The sequence below is a fragment of the Nocardiopsis sp. KDC1DS13DA1 genome, assembly GCF_055632325.1.
The window spans coordinates 1-18,475 of record NZ_JBVMUY010000034.1 but is presented as its reverse complement, the minus strand read 5'-3'; the positions used below and the strand labels follow the sequence as shown (position 1 = coordinate 18,475).

Genomic DNA, 18,475 nt, shown 5'->3' with positions numbered 1-18,475 from the left:
AGTGCGCCACCACTCCCCCCACCCCCTATTGTTCTACCGAACACCCAACTCCATACACGGAAGACCCCGCGACGATTGAACACCGCCCGGGGTCGTGGCCAGCAACCTATCCACCTTTAACGCAAAGGAATTGCCAGCATGCGCGATTATAGCGCGGCCTTCTTCGCCCTGCTCGGGATGTACCTGAAGGCGCTGTTCAGCCCCGCGCGCGGCCGTCACGCGGCCCCCGCCGTCCGCCGCCGCCGTTCCACCCGGGTCCGCCCCTACACGCCCGCTCCGGTCGAGGCCACCGCGCCTCCCGTTCCCGCTCCGCCTCCCGCGCCTTCCCCCGAGCGCGTCCCCGCTCCCGAACCCGACCGTGTCCAGGCCGAGGCCACCGCCCGCCTGCACGGCTGGATCCCGAGGCAGGCCGCGCCCGTTCCCCCGGGTGACCTGCTTGCCGCGCCCCTGGAGCCGACGCCCGGTGAGTTCGACGAACTCGCCGCCCTGGTCCGCCTCTGGCAGCGGCAGCGGGCGGAGCGGGACCAGCGGCGTCCGGCGGTGATGGCGTGAGCACCCTCGACATCACCGTGCCGGGCCTGTACTGGCCCTACCGCTCCTACGCGGGCGAGCTGTCCGAACTCGCCCGGGTCAGGGCCGACCTCGGAGGCGACCTGGTCGGGTTCGAGCCGGACCTGGTGGACACCGTCCAACTCGTCACCAGCGAACTCACGGCCAACTCCGCCAAGTACGCACGCCCCGGCGGCGAGATCATCCGCACGATGTGCCTGCTGGACGGGCGGACCCTGCGGGTGGCCGTCAGTGACCCCGGTGGTCCTAGGAGTCCCCGCATCCCCACCGAGCGCACCGCCGACGAGTGGGACTCCGCCGAGGGGCAGCGCGGGCTGCTGCTGGTCGAGAACCTGGCCACCGCGTGGGGATTCCACGCCTTCCCCGAGTGGTCGGGCTACGCCACCCAGGTCTGGGCGGAGTTCGACCTCGACCCGGTCTGACCCCGGACACACCGGTGCCCCGTGGACGTGCGTCCGTCCACGGGGCACCTGGGGCGTCAGCGGGTGATGCTGGCGAGCAGTGCGACCCACTGGTCGGTGTCGAAGGCCAGGGAGCCCAGGTCGCGGTGTTTGGTGTCGCGGACGTCGGCACCGGACTCGTGTTCGCGGACCTCCACACACTCAGACCCGCTCGGGCTGTAGCTCGATTTGTGCCAGTCGTTCACGCCATCATCTCCTTCATCTTCACCACGGATTCGCGGGGCGGTAGGGCGGAGCCCAGCACTCGTGTGAACCGGGTGGTCATCCGTTCCACTCCCGTGGGGTCGGAGTGGATGACAACCCCTCGGTTGTGCTCGCTGGCCGTGACCACCCGCCCATCACGAAGGCGGAAGACGGACATCGGTGAGACCAGGCCGATCACGGTTCGGTCAGGGATCAGGTGAGCCTCCACCCGGCCGCCACTGATCAGCTTCAACAGGTGCTCCACCTGGTCCCGACGAACATCGTCGGGTAGGCAGGCCAGTGCCCCCAGCGGGAACACGGCTGTCACCCACGGCGACCCATTCTTGGCGAGCGCACCGTACCTTCCGCTACGTGTGGATACCTCACGTTTGATCTCCACCTCCGTTTCCGGGAAGCGGCCTTCCCTCAGCATGAGCGCCATGTACGCCGGGCACTGAAGCAAGCCGGGTATCACCCAGGGGGAACCGAGTTCGATGGTGTGGGACCCCTGCTCCAGTTCCGGGATGGAGTCCTCCCACGGCTTCAACAACGACCCCGTCATCGCCACCTGCCACAGGTGCACCAGCTGATTCCGGGCCCCCAACACCTCATCCAGCCGTGCGACGTTATCCCAGCTAGGTAGATGCTTTCCCTGCTCCCACTTGGTGATCAGGCCAGGAGAGCAAGGGATTCTTCGGGCCAACTGGGCCTTGCTGAGGCCCGCGTTATTGCGTGAGGTCGTGAGCGCCGTGCAAAAGTCATTGCCCTCCATGTCATGGACTTTACGAAGCTTGCACGAGCGGGTCATTGGGTCGCGACATACCGTTACTGAGGTGTGAGCTGGGCCTCATGAAAGAGCATCAGCGTGCCGCCGAACAGACCGCCCTCGCCGCCCTCCACCGACGCCATCCCGGATGGATGATCTCCCGTGCCGAGGACGGGTTCGTCGCCGTGCACACCGACCCCGACACCGGTCGGCCCGACGACGTCATCCGAGCCGCCCGTGTGGAGCTGCTCGGGTCCCGCCTGCACGCCGCACAGCACCGGAGGTAGCGCCATGCCCCAGTGGGAGAACCGCCGAGCCGACCGGCTCAGGCGCAACGACATCGTGCTGATGCACGCGGGGCACCTGCGCGTGGTCACCGAGATTCGCCCGCCTGAGTCCGGACACGTCCATGTCCGTCTCGGTAGCACCTGGTACCGGTTGCCCGCCGAGCGAAGGGTGTCCGTGGACCGGAAGGGACCGAGCGGTGTGCGGTGAACCGTCCGCCTCCTACCTCGGACGGGCCGAGTGGCTGGTGGACGGACACCGAGACGGCTGGGCGAACTCCTACCACCGGCTGATCCGTGTCCACGGCCTACGTCACTCGGAGTCGGTGCTCCTCCTCGCCGAAGCGGTCCGGTTGGACCGGTCGGAGTGGAAGGTGGCTGTATCCGGGCACACCACGAACTCGATCCCACACAGCGGGTAAGCATTCGTATGTCCAGACCGGAAGGAATTCCCATGGAACACGCCCCTCTCGTCGCCCCTCGGGACCGGTTCTCCACCGGGCTGCCCGGACGCCGCGCTCCCCTCTCCAACGCCCAGCCCACCGCACAGCGACCGTGGGGCATGGACCGGGCCGTCATCCCCCGTCACGTAATCCCTCCGGGGCGGCACGAGAAGCCCACCGAGAACAAGGTCGTATCCGTGCCCACTCAGAAGAACATGGATGGCAAGGTCATCACCGACACCGTCACCGAGACGCACACCGACTGATGTCTGACACCGTGCTGATCCTGGCGGCCCTCGATGACTCCGAGGGTCGCCACGTCACCGAGGAGCTGCGCAGGCGCGGCCACCGTCCCGTGGTGTTCGACCTGTCCGACTTCCCCACCCGTGCACACCTGGACGCCCGCCTGACCCCCGCAGGGTGGGACGGGCGCCTGATCCTGCCGGAGACGGTGGTGGACCTGTCCGACATCGGCGCCGTCTACCACCGCCGGTGCCCGCCCTTCGACCTGCCCGAGGCGATGAACGCCGACGAACAACGCTTCGCCCGCGTCGAGGGCCGCTTCGGGTTGGGCGGGGTGCTCGCCAGTCTCGGAGCGCACTGGGTGTCGCACCCCTCGGCGATGGCGGACGCCGAATACAAGCCCGTCCAGTACGCCGCCGCCGTCCGGGCAGGCCTGGAGTTGCCGCCGACCTGGGTCGGTAACGTCCCCGAGTCCGCGAGCGCGTTCCTTGCCCGTCAAGGCGGCGCGGGCGTGTACAAGCCACTCATGCACAAGCTGGTGTCCGACGCCGGACAGGCCCGACTCATCTACACCACCCCCACCGAGGAGGACCAGGTCGACGAGCGGGTAGAGGCCACCGCCCACCAGTTCCAGGGCCGGATCTGGGCTGATCGCGATGTTCGCGCCCTCATCACCCGCACCGGATGCGAGGCTGTGGCCATCAAGAACACCGAGGGCGGACGTGCGTTCGTCGACTACCGCGCCCGCTACGACGCCCTGGCCTACGGGCGGACCGTGTTGGACCCTGACCTGGTCCGGCGCGCCCAGGCACTCCTGAACGCGCTGCGCCTGTCCTCGGGGGTGTTCGACTTCGCCGTGACCACCGGCGGCCGATGCGTCTTCTACGAGGTGAATCCGGCCGGACAGTGGGCGTGGTTGATGGCCGAGACCGGCGCGCCCATGACCGACCTGATCTGCGACGAACTCACCGGAGGCAGCACATGACCGACACGGCATCCGAGTCCTGGCGTCCGTTGGCGCGCGCCCTGGCCGAGACCGTCACCGACCCGGGTTCACCGTGGCGCGACGTCGTCGCCGACACGCCCCGGCACACGTTCGTTCCCGCCTTCCTGGATACCTCGGCCGATCCGATCCGCCGCGTCACCTCTGATGATCCCGACTGGCTGGAGCGCGTCTATTCGGATGAGCCCCTCCTCACCCAGCAGCAGCCACACCCCGAACATCCCGGTCTGGAAGTGCCGACCTCATCCACCACCAGGCCCTCCCTCATGGTCGCCATGCTCCAGGAGTTGGAGGTGGGCGACGGTTCCCGGGTGCTGGAGCTGGGTACCGGCACCGGCTACAACGCCGCCCTGTTGTGCGCTCGAGTGGGGGATGAGGCCGTGGTCAGCGTCGACCTCGACCCCACCCTGGTGACAGCCGCACGCGAGCGGCTCGCCCACGTCGGTCACCGCCCGGAGTTGGCCGTCGCCGACAGCAGCGACGGGTACGCGCCCGGGGCACGCTACGACCGGATCATCGCGACCCACGCAGTCGAACGAATCCCGTACGCATGGGTGGCCCAGACCCGCTCCGGGGGGAGGATCATCTGTGATCTGCGGTCGTCGTCCTGGGCCGACGTCGGTCGTCTGGTCACCCTGACCGTCGCCGAGGACGGTACTGCCCGGGGACGGTTCTGGACGCATGACCCCGGCGGGTTCATGGCCGCCCGCACTCGGGTGGACGCCCCACCCGGGTTCTTCGGCCTGGCCGCGCGGGATGCGCGGGACGCCCACCGCCGCCCGAGTCGGATCGACCCCGGTGTCCTGGCCGAGGCGGGGTTCCGGTTCGCTCTGTGGACGCGTGCTCCCCACCTGTCGGTTCCACCGGGGGTGGAACCGGTGGTCTCGGCCCCGGATGGGTCCTGGGCCGCCGTGTTCGGATCCGATGTGGACGTGGCCGGACCGCAGGACCTGTGGGCTCCGGTGGAGGACGCCTACGCGTGGTGGGTGGACGCGGGCAAGCCCGACGTCACAGACTTCGGTGTCACCGTCACCCCGGAGGGGACCACGTTCAACCTCGTCTGAGGCCCTGACTTACTGGAGAGAGCAGGTATGACCGGCGCTGTTCACCCACCCTCGTCCGTGCTCACCGATCAACTCGCGCAGGCGGGCGTGTTCGCGTCCGGCTCGCCATTGGCTGAGGTGTTCCGCCGCGTCGACCGAGGGGCGTTCGTCCCCGCCTTCGCGACCTACGCCAACACCCCCAGGGCACGCGGTACCGCCTCGTGCGCAGTGACGTTCCCGCCCAGCACGAGGAGTGGTCCTCCCATGTCTACGCCGACGAGACGCTGATCATCGAGGTGAAGGGGCAGCCGGTCATTGAAGCCCTCCCCAAGGGCACGGGGAAGGGCAGGTGGACCAGCTCGTCCACGGTGCCCGGTCTCATGGCCCGGATGCTCGCCGAACTGGAGTTGGATGGCAAGCCCCGAGTCCTGGAGATCGGCGTTGGCTCGGGATGCAACGCCGCGATCCTGAGCGAATACCCGGGCTCCGATCGCGTGACGAGTATCGACATCTCACTGCACCTGGTCTCCGACGCCACCGAGCGTCCCGCGCGGGCGGGCTATCACCCGGTCGTCGCGGAGTACGACGGTCACAAGGGCTGTCCGGACCGGGCTCCCTGCGATCGGATCATCTCCACCACGGCCTTCACCCACGTCCCCCCGGCGTGGATCGACCAGGTCGCACCCGGTGGGCTCGTCCTGGTGAACATCGCGGGCGGTACCGGAGGTGCGATGCTCAAGCTCCGAGTGGGCGACGACGGCAGGGCCCAGGGCCGCATCCTGCCGGAGTGGGGGGTGTTCATGCCCGCGCGGAGTCACACGCCGCGCACACGCGTGACGGTGCACGCCGAGGACCGATGGGTGTGGTCCAGAGCCCGGACGGTCCCCGCTGGCCGCTGACGTGAGGCATGATCCTGCGAGCCGCTCCGGCCCTCTGCCCGGGTTGGCGGGCCGTGCACGGGAGGAACACGCCTCCAGGCACGAGGCCGTCGATCACCGCGTGGCGGGTGGGGCGGCCAGTCCGGCCAGGTAGTCGTCGAGCAGCTCGGCCTGCCGTTCGGGCGGGAACGCGGCGGGGTCGAACAGCGCCTGGACCACCAGGCCGAGCACGAAGGACTGGGCTCCGGCCGCGATGCGCGCCGGATCGCCGGGGGGCAGTTCGCCGAGCCGCTGGGCCGCGCTGACCAGGTCGCGCAGCCTGTCGCGGCTGCGCGCGTACCTCCCGGCGTGGTCGCCGCTCAATGCGGGGTCGGCGAGTGCGACGTCCCAGGAGGACACCCAGATCCGGTTGCTGTCGGTGGCCTCGGGGGTCAGCGGCAGGATGTCGAGCAGCGCGGCCCTGACGGCGGGCAGGCCGCGCCCGGCCACGGGCCGGGGCCGCGCCTGGGTGCGCCGATCGAGCAGGTCGAGGGCGTGGTTCACCAGGTCGCGCTTGGTGGGGAAGTAGTGGGTGAGCAGGCCGGTGGTCGCGTTGAGCTCCGCGGCGACGGCGCGCAGGGTCAGTCCGCCGAAGCCGTGCGCGGCCAGCACCCGCCAGACCGCCTCGGAGACGTCGCGGCGGCGGGCCTCGTGGTCCCCCTTGGTACGTGGCATGCTGCTACGGTACATAACCGTAACGCCTGTTATGTGAATGTGGGGTCGTCATGTTCTCCCTCCCTCTCCGAGACAACGCCCGACTCGGCCCCCTGGAGCCGTGGCACGCCGAGGAGTTCGCCGCTCATATGGACCGGGCCCGCGAGCACATCCGGCCGTGGGTCGGGCCGACGTTCGTCACCGACGACCTCGACGGTGCGCGGGCCACGCTGCGCCGGTACGCCGAGAACCAGGCCGCGGACCGGGCCCGCCTCTACGGCATCTGGCTGGACGGCGTCCTGGTCGGCGGCGTGCTGTTCGCGGACTTCGACGCGGCCTCGGGCTCATGCGAGATCGGTTGCTGGCTGGAACCGGAGGTCGAGGGCCGTGGCCTGGTCACACAGGCGTGCCGCGTCCTGCTGGACTGGGCGTTCGCAACCCGGGGGATGCACCGCGCCGAGTGGGAGTGCCGGGCGGACAACAAGCGCAGTTCCGCGGTGGCCGAACGGCTCGGCATGACGCTGGAGGGTGTGCGGCGCGAGTGCTGGCCCTACGGCGGCAGCCGCCACGACAAGCAGCTCTGGGCGATCCTCGCCAGTGAGTGGCGCACCACGCGCCCGTCGGGAGCGGTCCCGACGGGGTGAGGCCGCACGGCCGACGGCCCCCCGCGCCGGAACCGGTGTCCGGTGCGGGGGGCCGTCGCTGTCGTCCGTCGTGGGTGCCCGCCCCGCCGCGAGGCGAGGCGAGGGGCCCGGGAGGCGGCCGTCTAGGAGCTCTTGCCCGCCCCCTCCGGCGGGGAGATCGCGGCCTGCCTGCGGTAGTGCCGGTTGCGGGCGCCCAGGATGACCACGGCGAGCACGGTCGCGATCAGCGACGCGATGAGCACGCCCGACTTGGCGTGGGTGAGGTGCTCGGGCGCGTCGGCGAAGGACAGCTCCGTGATCAGCAGGGAGACGGTGAAGCCGATCCCCGCGAGCTGCGACATGCCGACGAGGTCGATCCACTTCAGGCTCGGGTTCAGCTCGGCGGCGGTCAGCCTGGTCATCGCCCAGGAGCCGCCGACGATACCGACGACCTTGCCGACCACGAGGCCGAGGATGATGCCGAGCCCCGCGCGGTCGGTGAACACGGCGCCCATGCTGTCGAAGACCACACCGGCGGAGAAGAAGGCGAAGATGGGCAGCGCCAGACCGGCGGACCAGGGGCGCAGCATCTGCTCGACGCCGTGGCTCGGGTCGTGGTGCTCACCCTCGTGCTTGGTGGTGCGCATGAGCAGACCCATGGCCACACCGGCGATGGTGGCGTGTACACCGCTCTCGTGGACGAGGACCCAGATGACCACGGCCAGCGGGACGTACACGAGCCAGTTGGGGATGACCGAGGCGTTGAGCTTGGCGGCCAGGCCCTTGCCGCGCTGGAGGTAGCCGAAGACGGCGAGGCCGACCGCGGCCAGACCCAGGGAGACGAAGTTGATGCCGGAGGTGTAGAAGACGGCGATGACGATGACGGCGCCCAGGTCGTCCACGATCGCCAGGGTCAGCAGGAAGGTGCGCAGCGGGGTCGGGAGCCAGCGGCCGACGACGGCCAGGATCGCCACGGCGAAGGCGATGTCGGTGGCCATCGGGATGCCCCAGCCCGACATGGTCTCCGGGGTGGAGAGGTTGATCCCGGCGTAGATCGCGGCGGGGACGACCATGCCGCAGATGGCGGCGACGATCGGTAGCGCCGCGCGCCGTGGGTTGCGTAGCTCGCCGTTGACGAACTCCTGCTTGAGTTCGTTGCCGACGACGAAGAAGAAGACGGCGAGGAGGCCGTCGGCCGCCCAGGTCTCCAGGGTCAGGTTCAGGTGGAGCGACTCGGGTCCGAAACGGATCTGGCGGAGGTGCTCGTAGGACTCCCCGAAGGGCGAGTTGATCCACAGGAGGGCCAGGAGGGCCGCGCCGATGAGGATGAAGCCGCCGACGCTGTCGCTGCGGAGCGTGTCCGCGAAACGGCTGAGCAGTGGGCTCGAGGGAGTGGGGTGCTCGATCGGGTCGATGCTCATGTGCGACTCTCCAGGACGTGACTCGACAGGGACTCGCCGACCAGTCTTCCCGGCACACCTGAGGCGCTCGGCGCCCCGCCCATGTTCACGGACCTGAGGGGAGATGTCCAGCCCAGAGGGCATGTGTCCGTCCCGGAGCCGCTTCTGTCGGTGGGCGCACGGGCGACCGCGACGACATCGGGGAACGGAGCGGACCGCGGCGGTGGGGATCACCGCCGGTGACCGGGACCAACGGGTTGGTTGGTTGCTGGCCCAGTCGGATCCCCGCATCGTTTCCGGTGCCTACGCAGCGGACGTCATCAGGTTCTGTGATAACAGGCACCACGCATCATATGTCAAGGAATCGGGCGTTCCCCCCAGGCCCCCCTTGGTGATGTCCACCACTGGCGTGTGCTCCCCGCGGGTGTGCCGGGCCGGGTTGGCCGACGGCTGCAGGACTCCTACCCGAAAAGGGCGGCTTTGATGTTCGTGTTCCGAGCACGAGAAATGTGACGCACGTCCCATAGGGGCCCCGTGTGTCGGGGTCGGCGATCGGGGCGGGTGGTGTTCGATGGTCACCTGGGGTTCACGATTACCATGAGTCGCCGGAGTTGTGCTGTGATCCGTCTTCTGAGCCGACGCGTTCGAGCTGGTGGAGCTGGACGGGATGGGTATGGCGTGACACCCGTCACCCGCGTACAGTCCGAAGGTGGAGTGCCGGGAAGACTGGTCGGCGTTGAACACCCTTACTTGGAAACCAGGCGGCTGATGCTCGACTCCCACGTGCGTGGTGCGCACGTCTACCGATCCGAATCCGGTGCGCGGACCGTGCGCGACTGGTGCGAGGAGGAGATCGCCCGGTGGACCGGGCTCGTCCCGCTCCCCACCGTCTCCTCCGAGCTCGGTAGCACGCGGGCCTTCCGGGCGGCGGGGGGCACGGGAACCCCGGTCGTGGTCCTCAACGGCACCAACTTCAACACCGCCAGCTCCGTCGGGCCGCTGCGCGTACTCTCGCGCGACCGGCCGGTGATCTCGGTCGACATTCCGGGCCAGCCCGGTCTCAGCTGCGGTGTCCGGCCCAAGGCGCCGCGCACGGCCGCCTACGGGGCCTGGTTCGACGAGGTCCTGCCCCAGATCACCGAGGAGCCGGTCATCGTGCTGGGGCACTCGCTCGGCGCGGCGGTCGCCCTGGCCGCCACACCCTCGCCGCTGACCCGGGCCCTGATGCTCGTCTGCCCGGCGGGGCTCACGGCGGCGGGACTGACCCCCGAGGTGATGCGCGCGGTCCTGCCGTGGATGATCGGGCCCCGCGACAGCAAGAGCACCCGGTTGCTCAACGCCATGAGCGGACCGGACCACACCAGCGCGGGGATCCACCCCCTGGCTCCGTGGATGACCCTGGTCGCGCGGCACTGCCGGACCAGCCTCGCGCCCGGTCCGCTGACCATGGAGTGCCTGCGTCCGTGGTCGGACACCCCGAGGACCGTGGCCACCGGCTCCGACGACACCTTCTTCTCCCCGGCCCGGCTGCACGGCCCCGCCCGCCGCCTGCTGGACACCGACGTGCGCGTCATGGAGGGCGCCGGCCACCTCGCCCTGCACGAGCAGCCCGAACGCGTCGCCGAACTCCTGCGTGAGTTCGACTGACGCGTCCGGGCCGCCGCAGGGTCAGGAGCGCTCCTCCACCCGGGACCCCTCCTCCATGTCGGCCAACCTGGCGTCAGCGTCCGCCGGAGGCTTCGTCACCAGGCTCACCAGCACCGTGGCGAGCGTCCCGGCCAGGAAGCCGGGGATCAGCTCGTACACGCCGGTGGCCGGTTTGAGCAGGTAGTACCAGGCCACCGTGGCCACCGCGCCGGTGACGATCCCGGCGGCGGCACCGGCCGCGGTCATGCGCCTCCAGTACAGCGACAGCAGGAGCGGCGGGCCGAACGCGGCGCCCAGGCCGGCCCAGGTGAACAGGACCAGCCAGAACACCACCGTGTCCACCCCGGGGACGTACAGCAGTCCCACGGCGAGCAGGCACATCGCCAGGACGACGATCCTGCTGACCCACATCGCCTCCAGTCCGTTGACCTCCCGTCCCCGGCGGATGATGCCCTCGTAGACGTCGCGCACCACACCGGAGGCGCCCACCAGGAGCTGGGAGTCGGCGCTGGACATGATCGCCGCGAACACGGCGGCGATGAGCAGGCCCGCCAGGAAGCCCGGCAGGTACTCGGTGGCCATGGTCGGGAACAACTGCTCGCTGTCGGCGTTCGGCAGCGCCTCGACACCGCCGTAGAGCGCGCGTCCGGCGAGGCCGATGAACACCGCGCCCCAGCCCATGACCACGTTCCAGACCGTGCCCCACACCGCGGCGCCGCGCAGGTTGCGGGGGTCGTCGATGGACATGTAGCGGACCACGATGTGCGGGTTGCCGGGTGAGCCCAGGCCGATCGCGACCAGGCCGATCAGGCCGCCGACACCCAGGGAGTAGGGGTCGAGCAGGGCGGGGTCGAGTGCCTGGAGGGTGTCCACCATCGGTGCCCAGCCCAGGGCCGCGACCGCCACCAGCGGCAGCAGCACCAGACCGAACAGCATGAGGACGGCCTGCATGGCGTCGCTGAACGCCACCGCGACGTAGCCGCCGAGGACGGTGTAGACGAGCACGATCCCCATCGTGACCCACACGCCGGTCATGCCGCCGACGCCGAAGGTGCCCTCGAACGCCTTGCCCCCGGCGGAGAACTGCGCGGAGACGTAGGCGGTCATGAACAGCAGGATCACGGTCACGATCAGGACGCGCAGGGGCCGACCGCCGCCGAACCGCGAGCTGAAGTAGTCGGTGAGTGTGATGTCGCCCCGCCTGCCGGTGAACCGGCGCAGGCGCGGTGCGGCGAACAGGAACAGGAAGAGCTCCATCAGCGTGTAGCCGATGACCGCCCACACCGCGGAGGCGCCCTGGACGAACGCCATGCCGGTCACCCCCAGCAGCAGCCAGGCGCTGCGCCCGGACGTCACCGCGCTCAGGGCGACGACGACCTGCTTCATGCCGCGCCCGCCGAGGAAGAAGCCGGCGAGCGAGTTGGCGGAGGCCCGGGCCGCCCAGATCGCGATACCGATGAGGAGGACGAGGTAGAGAACGAACGCGGAGATGACACCGGCCCCGGCCTGCGCCGTGGCCTCGGCGGCTGTCGTGGTCACGAGGCCTCACCCCGCGGGCGGGTCAGCGCGTGGCCCAGGACGGCCAGGCCCAGGGTCAGCAGGGGGAGGACGAAGAGGACGAGGATCATGGGCGGCTGCCTTCGGGTCGGGGGCTGTGCACGCACGCCGGGCTCCACCCGGTGTGCACGGTTCCCGCAGCCTAGGTCTGTGATCCACGCCCCACGGTTGTGCGGACGGACGACGTGTGCGGGGGATCGGTGTGGCTTCCGACAATCCGGGGGTCGGCGGTGCCCCGGACGCTCACTCCGTGATCTGGCGGAGACGCGACGGGAGCCGATCCTTGATCCGGTTGGCGGTACGGAACCTGTTCTGCGGGGCGGGGACGGCCGTCCCCGCCGGAATGCCGCAGGCCACCGCTACGGTCCTGGCCCGGACCGAGGGGAGGTGGTCCCACCACGCTGACCGGGTTCCGGTACCGGTTGTCGCCTACCGGCGAGCAGGCCGAGCAGCGCGCCGAGTACGGCGGCATCTGCCGTGCGGTGTGGCACACCGCGCTGGACCAGCGCCGCCGGGCCGTCCACCCCGCCCAAGCCAGGACCGAAGAGACCTGGCTGAGGGGCGGCCCCGTCCCACATCCTCCAGCAGACGTTGAGGGACCTGGACCGGGTCTGCCGGGGCCACGGCACGTTCCACGTCAACGGGCGCGCCAGGAACCGGCGGCAACCCTCCTTCCGCTTCCCCGACGGGCCACGCGTCGGAGTCGAACGCCTGGGCCGTGAGTTCCGCGCAGACCGCGTCGGTGTTGTGCGCCAGGAACGCGGCCGTGGTCCTGGAGGGGCCCAACACCGCGAACACGACCGCCTCGGCCAAGGGCACCGCCCAGGCGCCGGGAGGAAGTCAACCGAGCCGGAGGCTGATCGCGGCCAGAAGCCGCTGGTCGGGGTCGCCCAGGTCGATCCCGGTCATCTCGCCGACGCGGCGGATGCGGTGGCGGAGGGTGTTGGGGTGGATGTGGAGTCCGGCCGCGGCGGTGGCCACGTCGCCGAAGGCGTCGAGGTAGGCGCCCAGGGTCCGGCGCTGCTCCTCGTCGAGCCCGTCCAGGCGGGTCTCGCGCAGGTCCGGCCGGTCGGCGAGGGAGTCGAGGAGTTCACGCAGGACCACCGACGCGCGGGTCTGCTCGTAGGAGGCCGTGCGGTGGTCGGGGCGGTCGGCGAGGACCTCCAGGATGCGGCTGCCGACCTTCTTGAGCGCGGGCACACCGCGCATGCGCGGCGCGACACCGGCCACGGCACCCTGCACGGGCGTGCCCAGGTTCTCGCGGAGCACGTCGACCAGTTCACCCGTCCAGCCCGTCGGCGCCTGTCCGCCCGGGGCGGGGAGCAGGACGTAGACGAGACCGCAGGCGGGGATGACCAGCGCGTCCCGTCGGAAGGCGGCGGCGTGCACGGCGGTGATCTCGGCGGCCTGGTCCAGCCGCCAGGTCAGTTCGCCCTCGGGCGCGCGCACGGCGAGCGCGACCACCGCCGTGGGGGTGGTCGGGTCGGCGCCCAGGTGGCGGGCGAGGGCGTCGGTGTCGAAGGCGCCGGTGAGCAGCCCGACCGCGAGTTCCTCGGTGTCCCGGGTGGTGGCGCGGGCCCCGCTGTGGGCGCGCATGACGTGCACCGCGGCGATCCTGGCCGCGCCGAGCAGCACCGTCCGGCTGGTGGGGGAGAGCGGACGCTCGCCCTTTTGCACCCAGACCGAGCCGAGCAGGCGTTCGCCCGCCCGGATGCCGACCACGAGGCGGCGGGCGGCACCGAGGTCGGGGCGTTCGGCGACCTCGACCACCTCGCCGTCGCGGATCCGCTCGTAGACGCCCCACGCGCGCAGGTGGGCGAGGAACGACTCGGGGCAGCCGCGGCCGAGGATGGTCTGCCGCCGCAGAACGTCGGCGCCCTCGGAGGAGGTGGAGTAGGCGAGCACGCGGTGGGCGGTGTCCTCGATGCTCACCACCCCGCCGGTCAGGGTGGCCACGGTCTGGGCCAGGGAGTACAGGTCGCCGTCCTGGGCCCCGGGGTCGGGGGCCTCCAGGACGGAGCGGGCCAGGGCGGCGAACTCCTCCGGGCCCACGTCGGGGTCCACGGACAGGACGGCGAGGTCGAGTACGCGCAGTCCGTCCACGGGGTCGCCGGGCACGGCCACGGCGCTGGCACCTGACTCGCGCGCCCGGAGAGCGGCGGCCAGGGCGGTCTCCCCGCCGGAGGGGCACACCACGAGCGCGCCGGGCGGGACGGGTGTGGTGCCGTCGGCGACGACCACGGCGCGCACGGGGACGTCGACACCGTGGGGGGCGGCGACGAGTCCGTGGACGGGCCCGTCGAGGGCGTCCATCAGTGCCTTGACCGTCGTGCCTGTACCGCTCACGTGTCCACCTCGGGTGCTGGTCCGGTGCGGCGCCGCGCCCCGGCGCGGTGCCTCCGGCCAGGGTACGCGGGGCCGGTGGCCCGAACCCCGGGGGCGCCTCCCCACGGGAGCACACGGCCGACGGACACCGGTACCAGGTGGGGCGGACCTCGCCCGGACCGGACGCGCCGGACCCCTCGGGGCGCTATCCCCCCCGGGGCCAGCTCACCTCGCCCGCGGGGTGGACCGACTCCAGGTACACGGGCTCGAACAGCGGCTCCAGGTCGGGGATCTCCTCCAGCTGACCGTTGTCCAGCAGCACGGTCGCCTCGTCCTCCGTGCGGATGAGGTCGATGCTCCCGAGCGGTTCACCGTCCGTCGTGTAGGTGGTGACCAGCTCGTACTCGGACTCCCAGATGCGCTGGTTGTGCTCGACGTCGTAGTCCTGCTCCTCCTCCAGCTCCGCCGCGAACTCGACGCAGCCGCGGACGTCGTCCTGGCAGTACTCGAAGGCGTAGGACAGCGCCCGCAGGAAGTCCTCGACGACGGTCGGGTTCTCCGCGGCGAACTCGGGGCTGGTCGCCATGACACCGAACGACCCCACCACGCCGTACTGTCCCGGCAACCACTCGATGAACCGCTCGTTCATGGCGTCCAGCAGGAACGGTTCGTTGGAGCGGTAGGCGGTCAGCGCGTCCACCTCACCCCCGGGCAGGATGGAGGGGTCGTAACCGACCTGTACCAGGTCGAGCGACTCCAGGTCCACGCCCTGCGACACCAGCATGGCCGCGATCGGCGGCGGCAGGGCGCCCTTGTGCCCGACGGTGACGCCCTCCAGGTCGCCGAGTTCCTCGACCTCCGGCCCGGTCAGCAGTGTCGCGATCGGTACGTGGCCGTAGGTGGCGACCCCGATGACGTCGGTGCCCTGTTCGTGGGCCTGGAGGATCTCGCCCTCGTTGCCCATCGAGGTGAACTCCGCGTCGCCGGCGTCGACCGTCGCGGCGTTGCCGAAGGTGTCACCGGTGCCGGGCACGATCTCGACGTCGAGGCAGACCGAGTCGAAGTAACCCAGGGCGTCGGCGGCGATGGCCTCCAGGATGCTCACCGAGGCCTGGTAGCGGTAGCCGGTGATGTAGGTGACCGTCCCGGCGGCCCGGTTGGTCGCGCACCGCTCGTCGTCGACGACGGAGGCCGAGCCGGTCTCCTCGGGTTCCTCCGCGGTCGTGCACGCCGCGGTCAGGAACAGGGCGGACACCGCGGCCGCGGACGTGAGGCGGGATCGCCTCCGCGGGTGTCGGGGGGTGGTGGTGGGCATGGCCGGAAACTCCTTCGTGTCGGGGGAGGCGCCCCCGGGACGGAGGCGTTCACGGTGCACGGTGAGCTCGGTGACGTGGGGGGTCGTGGCTGTGGTGTGCTCGTCTGGTCGCGTGGAGTAGTTGGCTGGGGTTCGCGTCGACCAGGGGGCGCGGGTTCGCGGGCGGAGTCGGAACACCGGGGCCGGGAAGGGCGGCACGGCCGGTGGCCGGATTGCGTGCGGAAGGTGACGATCAGGGGGTGTGCGGGGTCGGATCAGTCGAGGATCCGTGCCCCTTCGGGGGGCGGTATGTGCCGCATAAACTGGACCCTAGTGGACTGAAACCCCAATAGCATCAGGCCTTTGGGCCTCTGCTCACTATGTGCGAGGGCGACCTGGGACTTCTCGCCTGACCATCACCCAGGGTTGTGTGGCGCTCGTCACTCGTCGTGCGTTCCCGTCGAGGGTAGGCCGGGGCCGTCGCGGGGTGGCGACGGCCCCGGCCCCTCACCGCCGGACGGAGGCGGTGAAGGATCGGATCATCGGCCCGTCGCCGTGGCCGGTGTCGCGACGGTGTCCGGGCGCAGGCGCGGCATGACCGCCTCACCGAAGGCCGCCAGGTCCGCGTGGTAGTCCGGGAAGATCAGCATCAGCCCGTCCAGCTCGGCGAACCCGACGATCTCCTGGATCCGCTCCGTCACCGTGTCCGGCGAGCCGACGACGAACGGCGTCTGGAACGCCTCGTCCTCCGGCTTCTCGGCGGTCAGGGAGAGCGCCTTGTCGGCGGGCAGACCCCACGAGCGCTTCATGTTGACGATCGCGTCGATGTCCGCGCCGCGTCCGTACTCCAGACGGCGTGCCTCGGCGGCCGCGTCGGTCTCGTCCATGACGACGGTCAGCATCGAGTAGGTCCTGATCCGCCGCCCCAGCTTCTCCGCCCGCTCCCGGACGTCGCGGCTGGCGTCGCGCAGACCCTCCAGGGTCGACGCGGTCAGGAAGGACCCGTCGCAGTGCCGGGCCTGGAAGTTCAGCCCGGTCTCGGAGCGGCCCGCGCTGATCAGCGTCGGAAGCGGGTCGGGGTGCGGACGCGACCGGCAGTCCTCCAGACGGTGGAAATCACCGTCGAAGGTCACCGAGTCCTCGGTCCACAGCCGTTTGACCAGCGTGGTCCACTCCTCGGTGAACCGGTACCGGTCGGCGTGCGACAGTTCCTCACGCCACAGGCCCATCTGCGCGAACTCGTCCACGTAGGACCCGACCACGATGTTCAGCCCGGCCCTGCCGCCGCTGATCTCCTGGAGGGTGGTGAACATCTTCGCGGTCAGGGCGGGGTGGAACAGGTTCGTGTGGACCGTGGACCACACCTTCACCCGCTCCGTCGCCTCCGCGAGCCCCGACATCATGGTCATGGACTCCAGGGTGCGCCCCCAGTGGTCCGTGGCGCCGTCGTAACCGCGCCACTTGCCCATCGACATGATGAAGTCGAAGCCGTGCTCCTCGGCCAGGACGGCGGCGCGCCGGTTGTACTCGTAGCTCGCCTGGGGGTGCGGGGCGGTCTCGGAGATGATCCATCCGCCGTTGCCGATCGGCAGGAAGAGACCGTACTCCGTGGGCGCTGACGCGCCTGCTTCAGACATTCCTTCAGACTCCTTGGTCACTTCCGTGCTCTCACTGGCCCTCGGCGGGCCAGGTCACCTCTCCGTTGGTGTGGACGCCCTCGAGGTAGCTGGGGTCGAACAGGGGCTCCAGGTTCGGCAGCTCGTCGAGCTGGCCGGCGTCCACGAGCGTCTGGCCCTCGGCCTCGGTGGAGTCCAGGTCGATGAAGCCGACCGGGGACCCGTCCCTGGTGGTACCGGACGCCAGGGAACTCTCGGACTGCCAGACGTTCAGGTTGTGGTCGACGTCGTACTCGGTCCCGTCCAGCTCGGCGGCGAACTCGACGCACTCCCTGGCGTTGTCCTCCTGCGAGCAGTGGTCGAAGGCCCGCGACAGTGCCCGCAGGAAGTCCTCGACGACGGTCGGGTTCTCCTCGGCGAACTCGGGGCTGGTCGCCATGACGCCGAACGAGCCGACCACGCCGTAGTTCTCCGGCAGCCACTCCCGGTACTCCTCGCCCATGCCCTCCAGGAGGAAGGGCTCGTTGGAGCGGAAGCCGGTGAGCGCCTGCACCTGGTCGCGCGGCAGGACACTGGGGTCGTAGCCGACCTCCACCTGCTCGATCTCGTCCAGGTCCACCCCGTCGGCGACCAGCATGGCCTCCAGGGGGGCGGGCAGCATGCCCTTGTGGCCGAGGGTGCTGCCCTCCAGGTCGCCGAGCTCCTCGACGTCCGGGCCGGTCATCAGCGTCGCGATCGGCACGTGGCCGTAGGTGGCGATACCGAGGACGCCGATGTCGTTCGTGTTGGCCTGGAGGATCTCGGCCTCGTTGCCCAGCGAGGTGAACTGGGCGGTGCCCCCGGCGACGAACTGGGCGTTGCCGACCGTGTCACCGGTACCGGGCTGGATCTCGACGTCGAGGCAGACCGAGTCGAAGTAGCCCAGGGCGTCGGCGGCGATGGCCTCCAGGATGCTCACCGAGGCCTGGTACTGGTAACCGGTGACGTAGGTGATCGTGCCCGCGTCCTGGTTGGTCGCGCACCGCTCGTCGTCGATGATGCTCGCGGCCCGGGGTGCCGCGTCGTCCTCCTGCCCCCCGCACGCCGAGACCAGCAGGACGGCCGATGCCGCCAGTGCCGAGGCCGCTGCGCGTAGGTACCGGGGCCGGGGTGGGGCGAAGGGGGTGGACATGCGGACAGCTCCGATCATGAGGGATTTCTCTGTTGCGACTCGTGCCAGAACAGGAGTCGCCGTTCGAGGAGGGTGGTCAAAGCGAGCATGAGCACGCCCATCGTCGCCAGGCACGCCACGGCCGCGTACACGTGCGGCAGCTGGGCGTTGGCGGCCGCGTTGCGGATCATCGTGCCGAGCCCGCTGGAGGACCCGGCCGCGACGAACTCCGCGACCACGGCGCCGACGATGGACAGGGGCAGGACCACGCGCAGCGCGGCCAGGGCGTAGGGGAG

At 70.5% G+C, this 18,475-nt stretch carries 22 protein-coding genes; 11 read left to right on the top strand and 11 right to left on the bottom strand.

Annotated elements, in window-relative coordinates:
• Window positions 1-138 precede the first annotated feature (138 nt).
• Both ACTVAJ_RS22320 and ACTVAJ_RS22315 read left to right on the top strand, forming a co-directional pair.
• Window positions 139-552, top strand: a complete 414-nt coding sequence (locus ACTVAJ_RS22320) for a hypothetical protein (protein WP_470390178.1) — start codon at window positions 139-141, stop codon at window positions 550-552.
• Window positions 549-992 (top strand): ATP-binding protein, encoded by a 444-nt coding sequence (locus ACTVAJ_RS22315; RefSeq protein ID WP_470390177.1) that lies wholly within the window; start codon window positions 549-551, stop codon window positions 990-992. Before ACTVAJ_RS22320 ends, ACTVAJ_RS22315 begins: the two co-directional genes overlap by 4 nt.
• 56 nt (window positions 993-1,048) lie before the next feature.
• On the opposite strand, the gene ACTVAJ_RS22310 is transcribed toward ACTVAJ_RS22315, so the two are convergent.
• Both ACTVAJ_RS22310 and ACTVAJ_RS22305 read right to left on the bottom strand, forming a co-directional pair.
• Window positions 1,049-1,216 (bottom strand): DUF397 domain-containing protein, encoded by a 168-nt coding sequence (locus ACTVAJ_RS22310; RefSeq protein WP_470390176.1) that lies wholly within the window; start codon window positions 1,214-1,216, stop codon window positions 1,049-1,051.
• A complete protein-coding gene (locus ACTVAJ_RS22305) occupies window positions 1,213-1,986 on the bottom strand; it encodes a helix-turn-helix domain-containing protein (protein WP_470390175.1) in 774 nt (257 codons plus the stop codon). The genes ACTVAJ_RS22310 and ACTVAJ_RS22305 overlap by 4 nt, the downstream gene beginning before the upstream one ends.
• Before the next feature lie 77 nt (window positions 1,987-2,063).
• On the opposite strand from ACTVAJ_RS22305, the gene ACTVAJ_RS22300 reads away from it, so the two are divergent.
• The 6 genes from ACTVAJ_RS22300 (at window position 2,064) to ACTVAJ_RS22275 (ending at window position 5,895) form a co-directional block, all read left to right on the top strand.
• Window positions 2,064-2,267 (top strand): hypothetical protein, encoded by a 204-nt coding sequence (locus tag ACTVAJ_RS22300; protein ID WP_470390174.1) that lies wholly within the window; start codon window positions 2,064-2,066, stop codon window positions 2,265-2,267.
• Between the two features lie 4 nt (window positions 2,268-2,271).
• A complete protein-coding gene (locus ACTVAJ_RS22295) occupies window positions 2,272-2,475 on the top strand; it encodes a hypothetical protein (protein WP_470390173.1) in 204 nt (67 codons plus the stop codon).
• Between the two features lie 243 nt (window positions 2,476-2,718).
• Window positions 2,719-2,973 (top strand): hypothetical protein, encoded by a 255-nt coding sequence (locus ACTVAJ_RS22290; protein ID WP_470390172.1) that lies wholly within the window; start codon window positions 2,719-2,721, stop codon window positions 2,971-2,973.
• On the top strand, window positions 2,973-3,935 hold the full coding sequence (locus ACTVAJ_RS22285) for an MvdC/MvdD family ATP grasp protein (protein ID WP_470390171.1): 963 nt from the start codon (window positions 2,973-2,975) through the stop codon (window positions 3,933-3,935). The genes ACTVAJ_RS22290 and ACTVAJ_RS22285 overlap by 1 nt, the downstream gene beginning before the upstream one ends.
• A complete protein-coding gene (locus ACTVAJ_RS22280; RefSeq protein WP_470390170.1) occupies window positions 3,932-5,017 on the top strand; it encodes a methyltransferase domain-containing protein in 1,086 nt (361 codons plus the stop codon). Before ACTVAJ_RS22285 ends, ACTVAJ_RS22280 begins: the two co-directional genes overlap by 4 nt.
• 200 nt (window positions 5,018-5,217) lie before the next feature.
• A complete protein-coding gene (locus ACTVAJ_RS22275; protein ID WP_470390169.1) occupies window positions 5,218-5,895 on the top strand; it encodes a protein-L-isoaspartate O-methyltransferase family protein in 678 nt (225 codons plus the stop codon).
• Window positions 5,896-5,988: 93 nt separating this feature from the next.
• Here the strand turns inward: ACTVAJ_RS22275 and ACTVAJ_RS22270 are convergent, their stop codons facing one another.
• A complete protein-coding gene (locus ACTVAJ_RS22270) occupies window positions 5,989-6,588 on the bottom strand; it encodes a TetR/AcrR family transcriptional regulator (protein ID WP_470390168.1) in 600 nt (199 codons plus the stop codon).
• Window positions 6,589-6,638: 50 nt separating this feature from the next.
• Between ACTVAJ_RS22270 and ACTVAJ_RS22265 the strand changes: the two genes are divergently transcribed.
• Complete coding sequence (locus ACTVAJ_RS22265; protein WP_470390167.1) at window positions 6,639-7,211, top strand: GNAT family N-acetyltransferase; 573 nt, start codon at window positions 6,639-6,641, stop codon at window positions 7,209-7,211.
• Window positions 7,212-7,333: 122 nt separating this feature from the next.
• On the opposite strand, the gene nhaA is transcribed toward ACTVAJ_RS22265, so the two are convergent.
• Window positions 7,334-8,611 (bottom strand): Na+/H+ antiporter NhaA, encoded by a 1,278-nt coding sequence (nhaA, locus tag ACTVAJ_RS22260; RefSeq protein WP_470390166.1) that lies wholly within the window; start codon window positions 8,609-8,611, stop codon window positions 7,334-7,336.
• Window positions 8,612-9,358: 747 nt separating this feature from the next.
• Here nhaA and ACTVAJ_RS22255 point away from each other — a divergent pair.
• Window positions 9,359-10,237: an alpha/beta fold hydrolase gene (locus ACTVAJ_RS22255; RefSeq protein WP_470390165.1), complete on the top strand. Its 879-nt coding sequence runs from the start codon at window positions 9,359-9,361 to the stop codon at window positions 10,235-10,237.
• Window positions 10,238-10,258: 21 nt separating this feature from the next.
• Here the strand turns inward: ACTVAJ_RS22255 and ACTVAJ_RS22250 are convergent, their stop codons facing one another.
• Together ACTVAJ_RS22250 and ACTVAJ_RS22245 are read right to left on the bottom strand one after the other, a co-directional pair.
• The gene (locus tag ACTVAJ_RS22250) at window positions 10,259-11,776 is read right to left on the bottom strand and encodes a sodium/proline symporter (protein WP_470390164.1); all 1,518 of its coding nucleotides are present in this window, start codon (window positions 11,774-11,776) and stop codon (window positions 10,259-10,261) included.
• Entirely contained in the window at window positions 11,773-11,901 is a 129-nt protein-coding gene (locus ACTVAJ_RS22245) for a hypothetical protein (protein WP_470390163.1), read from the bottom strand. The genes ACTVAJ_RS22250 and ACTVAJ_RS22245 overlap by 4 nt, the downstream gene beginning before the upstream one ends.
• Before the next feature lie 315 nt (window positions 11,902-12,216).
• Here ACTVAJ_RS22245 and ACTVAJ_RS22240 point away from each other — a divergent pair, with 315 nt between their 5' ends.
• Window positions 12,217-12,516 (top strand): helix-turn-helix domain-containing protein, encoded by a 300-nt coding sequence (locus ACTVAJ_RS22240; RefSeq protein ID WP_470390162.1) that lies wholly within the window; start codon window positions 12,217-12,219, stop codon window positions 12,514-12,516.
• A gap of 118 nt (window positions 12,517-12,634) precedes the next feature.
• Here the strand turns inward: ACTVAJ_RS22240 and ACTVAJ_RS22235 are convergent, their stop codons facing one another.
• From ACTVAJ_RS22235 to ACTVAJ_RS22215, 5 genes are all read right to left on the bottom strand, one after another.
• On the bottom strand, window positions 12,635-14,140 hold the full coding sequence (locus ACTVAJ_RS22235) for a PucR family transcriptional regulator (RefSeq protein WP_470390161.1): 1,506 nt from the start codon (window positions 14,138-14,140) through the stop codon (window positions 12,635-12,637).
• Between the two features lie 184 nt (window positions 14,141-14,324).
• Complete coding sequence (locus tag ACTVAJ_RS22230; RefSeq protein WP_470390160.1) at window positions 14,325-15,434, bottom strand: ABC transporter substrate-binding protein; 1,110 nt, start codon at window positions 15,432-15,434, stop codon at window positions 14,325-14,327.
• A 518-nt stretch (window positions 15,435-15,952) separates the two neighbouring features.
• On the bottom strand, window positions 15,953-17,050 hold the full coding sequence (locus ACTVAJ_RS22225) for an LLM class flavin-dependent oxidoreductase (protein WP_470390159.1): 1,098 nt from the start codon (window positions 17,048-17,050) through the stop codon (window positions 15,953-15,955).
• Window positions 17,051-17,081: 31 nt separating this feature from the next.
• Window positions 17,082-18,200 carry an ABC transporter substrate-binding protein gene (locus ACTVAJ_RS22220; RefSeq protein ID WP_470390258.1) on the bottom strand — a complete coding sequence of 373 codons (1,119 nt, stop codon included), beginning with the start codon at window positions 18,198-18,200 and terminating at the stop codon, window positions 17,082-17,084.
• 14 nt (window positions 18,201-18,214) lie between these two features.
• On the bottom strand, window positions 18,215-18,475 hold a 261-nt coding region (locus ACTVAJ_RS22215), incomplete at its 5' end, for an ABC transporter permease subunit (RefSeq protein WP_470390158.1).

Bases quoted from the DNA above. Each gene is read 5' to 3' on its own strand.
- ACTVAJ_RS22280 (WP_470390170.1), top strand. From the start codon at position 3,932: ATGACCGACACGGCATCCGAGTCCTGGCGTCCGTTGGCGCGCGCCCTG.
- ACTVAJ_RS22300 (WP_470390174.1), top strand. From the start codon at position 2,064: ATGAAAGAGCATCAGCGTGCCGCCGAACAGACCGCCCTCGCCGCCCTC.
- ACTVAJ_RS22230 (WP_470390160.1), bottom strand. From the start codon at position 15,434: ATGCCCACCACCACCCCCCGACACCCGCGGAGGCGATCCCGCCTCACG.
- ACTVAJ_RS22295 (WP_470390173.1), top strand. From the start codon at position 2,272: ATGCCCCAGTGGGAGAACCGCCGAGCCGACCGGCTCAGGCGCAACGAC.
- ACTVAJ_RS22305 (WP_470390175.1), bottom strand. From the start codon at position 1,986: ATGGAGGGCAATGACTTTTGCACGGCGCTCACGACCTCACGCAATAAC.
- ACTVAJ_RS22265 (WP_470390167.1), top strand. From the start codon at position 6,639: ATGTTCTCCCTCCCTCTCCGAGACAACGCCCGACTCGGCCCCCTGGAG.
- ACTVAJ_RS22220 (WP_470390258.1), bottom strand. From the start codon at position 18,200: ATGTCCACCCCCTTCGCCCCACCCCGGCCCCGGTACCTACGCGCAGCG.
- ACTVAJ_RS22255 (WP_470390165.1), top strand. From the start codon at position 9,359: ATGCTCGACTCCCACGTGCGTGGTGCGCACGTCTACCGATCCGAATCC.
- ACTVAJ_RS22270 (WP_470390168.1), bottom strand. From the start codon at position 6,588: ATGCCACGTACCAAGGGGGACCACGAGGCCCGCCGCCGCGACGTCTCC.
- nhaA (WP_470390166.1), bottom strand. From the start codon at position 8,611: ATGAGCATCGACCCGATCGAGCACCCCACTCCCTCGAGCCCACTGCTC.
- ACTVAJ_RS22285 (WP_470390171.1), top strand. From the start codon at position 2,973: ATGTCTGACACCGTGCTGATCCTGGCGGCCCTCGATGACTCCGAGGGT.
- ACTVAJ_RS22290 (WP_470390172.1), top strand. From the start codon at position 2,719: ATGGAACACGCCCCTCTCGTCGCCCCTCGGGACCGGTTCTCCACCGGG.
- ACTVAJ_RS22225 (WP_470390159.1), bottom strand. From the start codon at position 17,050: ATGTCTGAAGCAGGCGCGTCAGCGCCCACGGAGTACGGTCTCTTCCTG.
- ACTVAJ_RS22320 (WP_470390178.1), top strand. From the start codon at position 139: ATGCGCGATTATAGCGCGGCCTTCTTCGCCCTGCTCGGGATGTACCTG.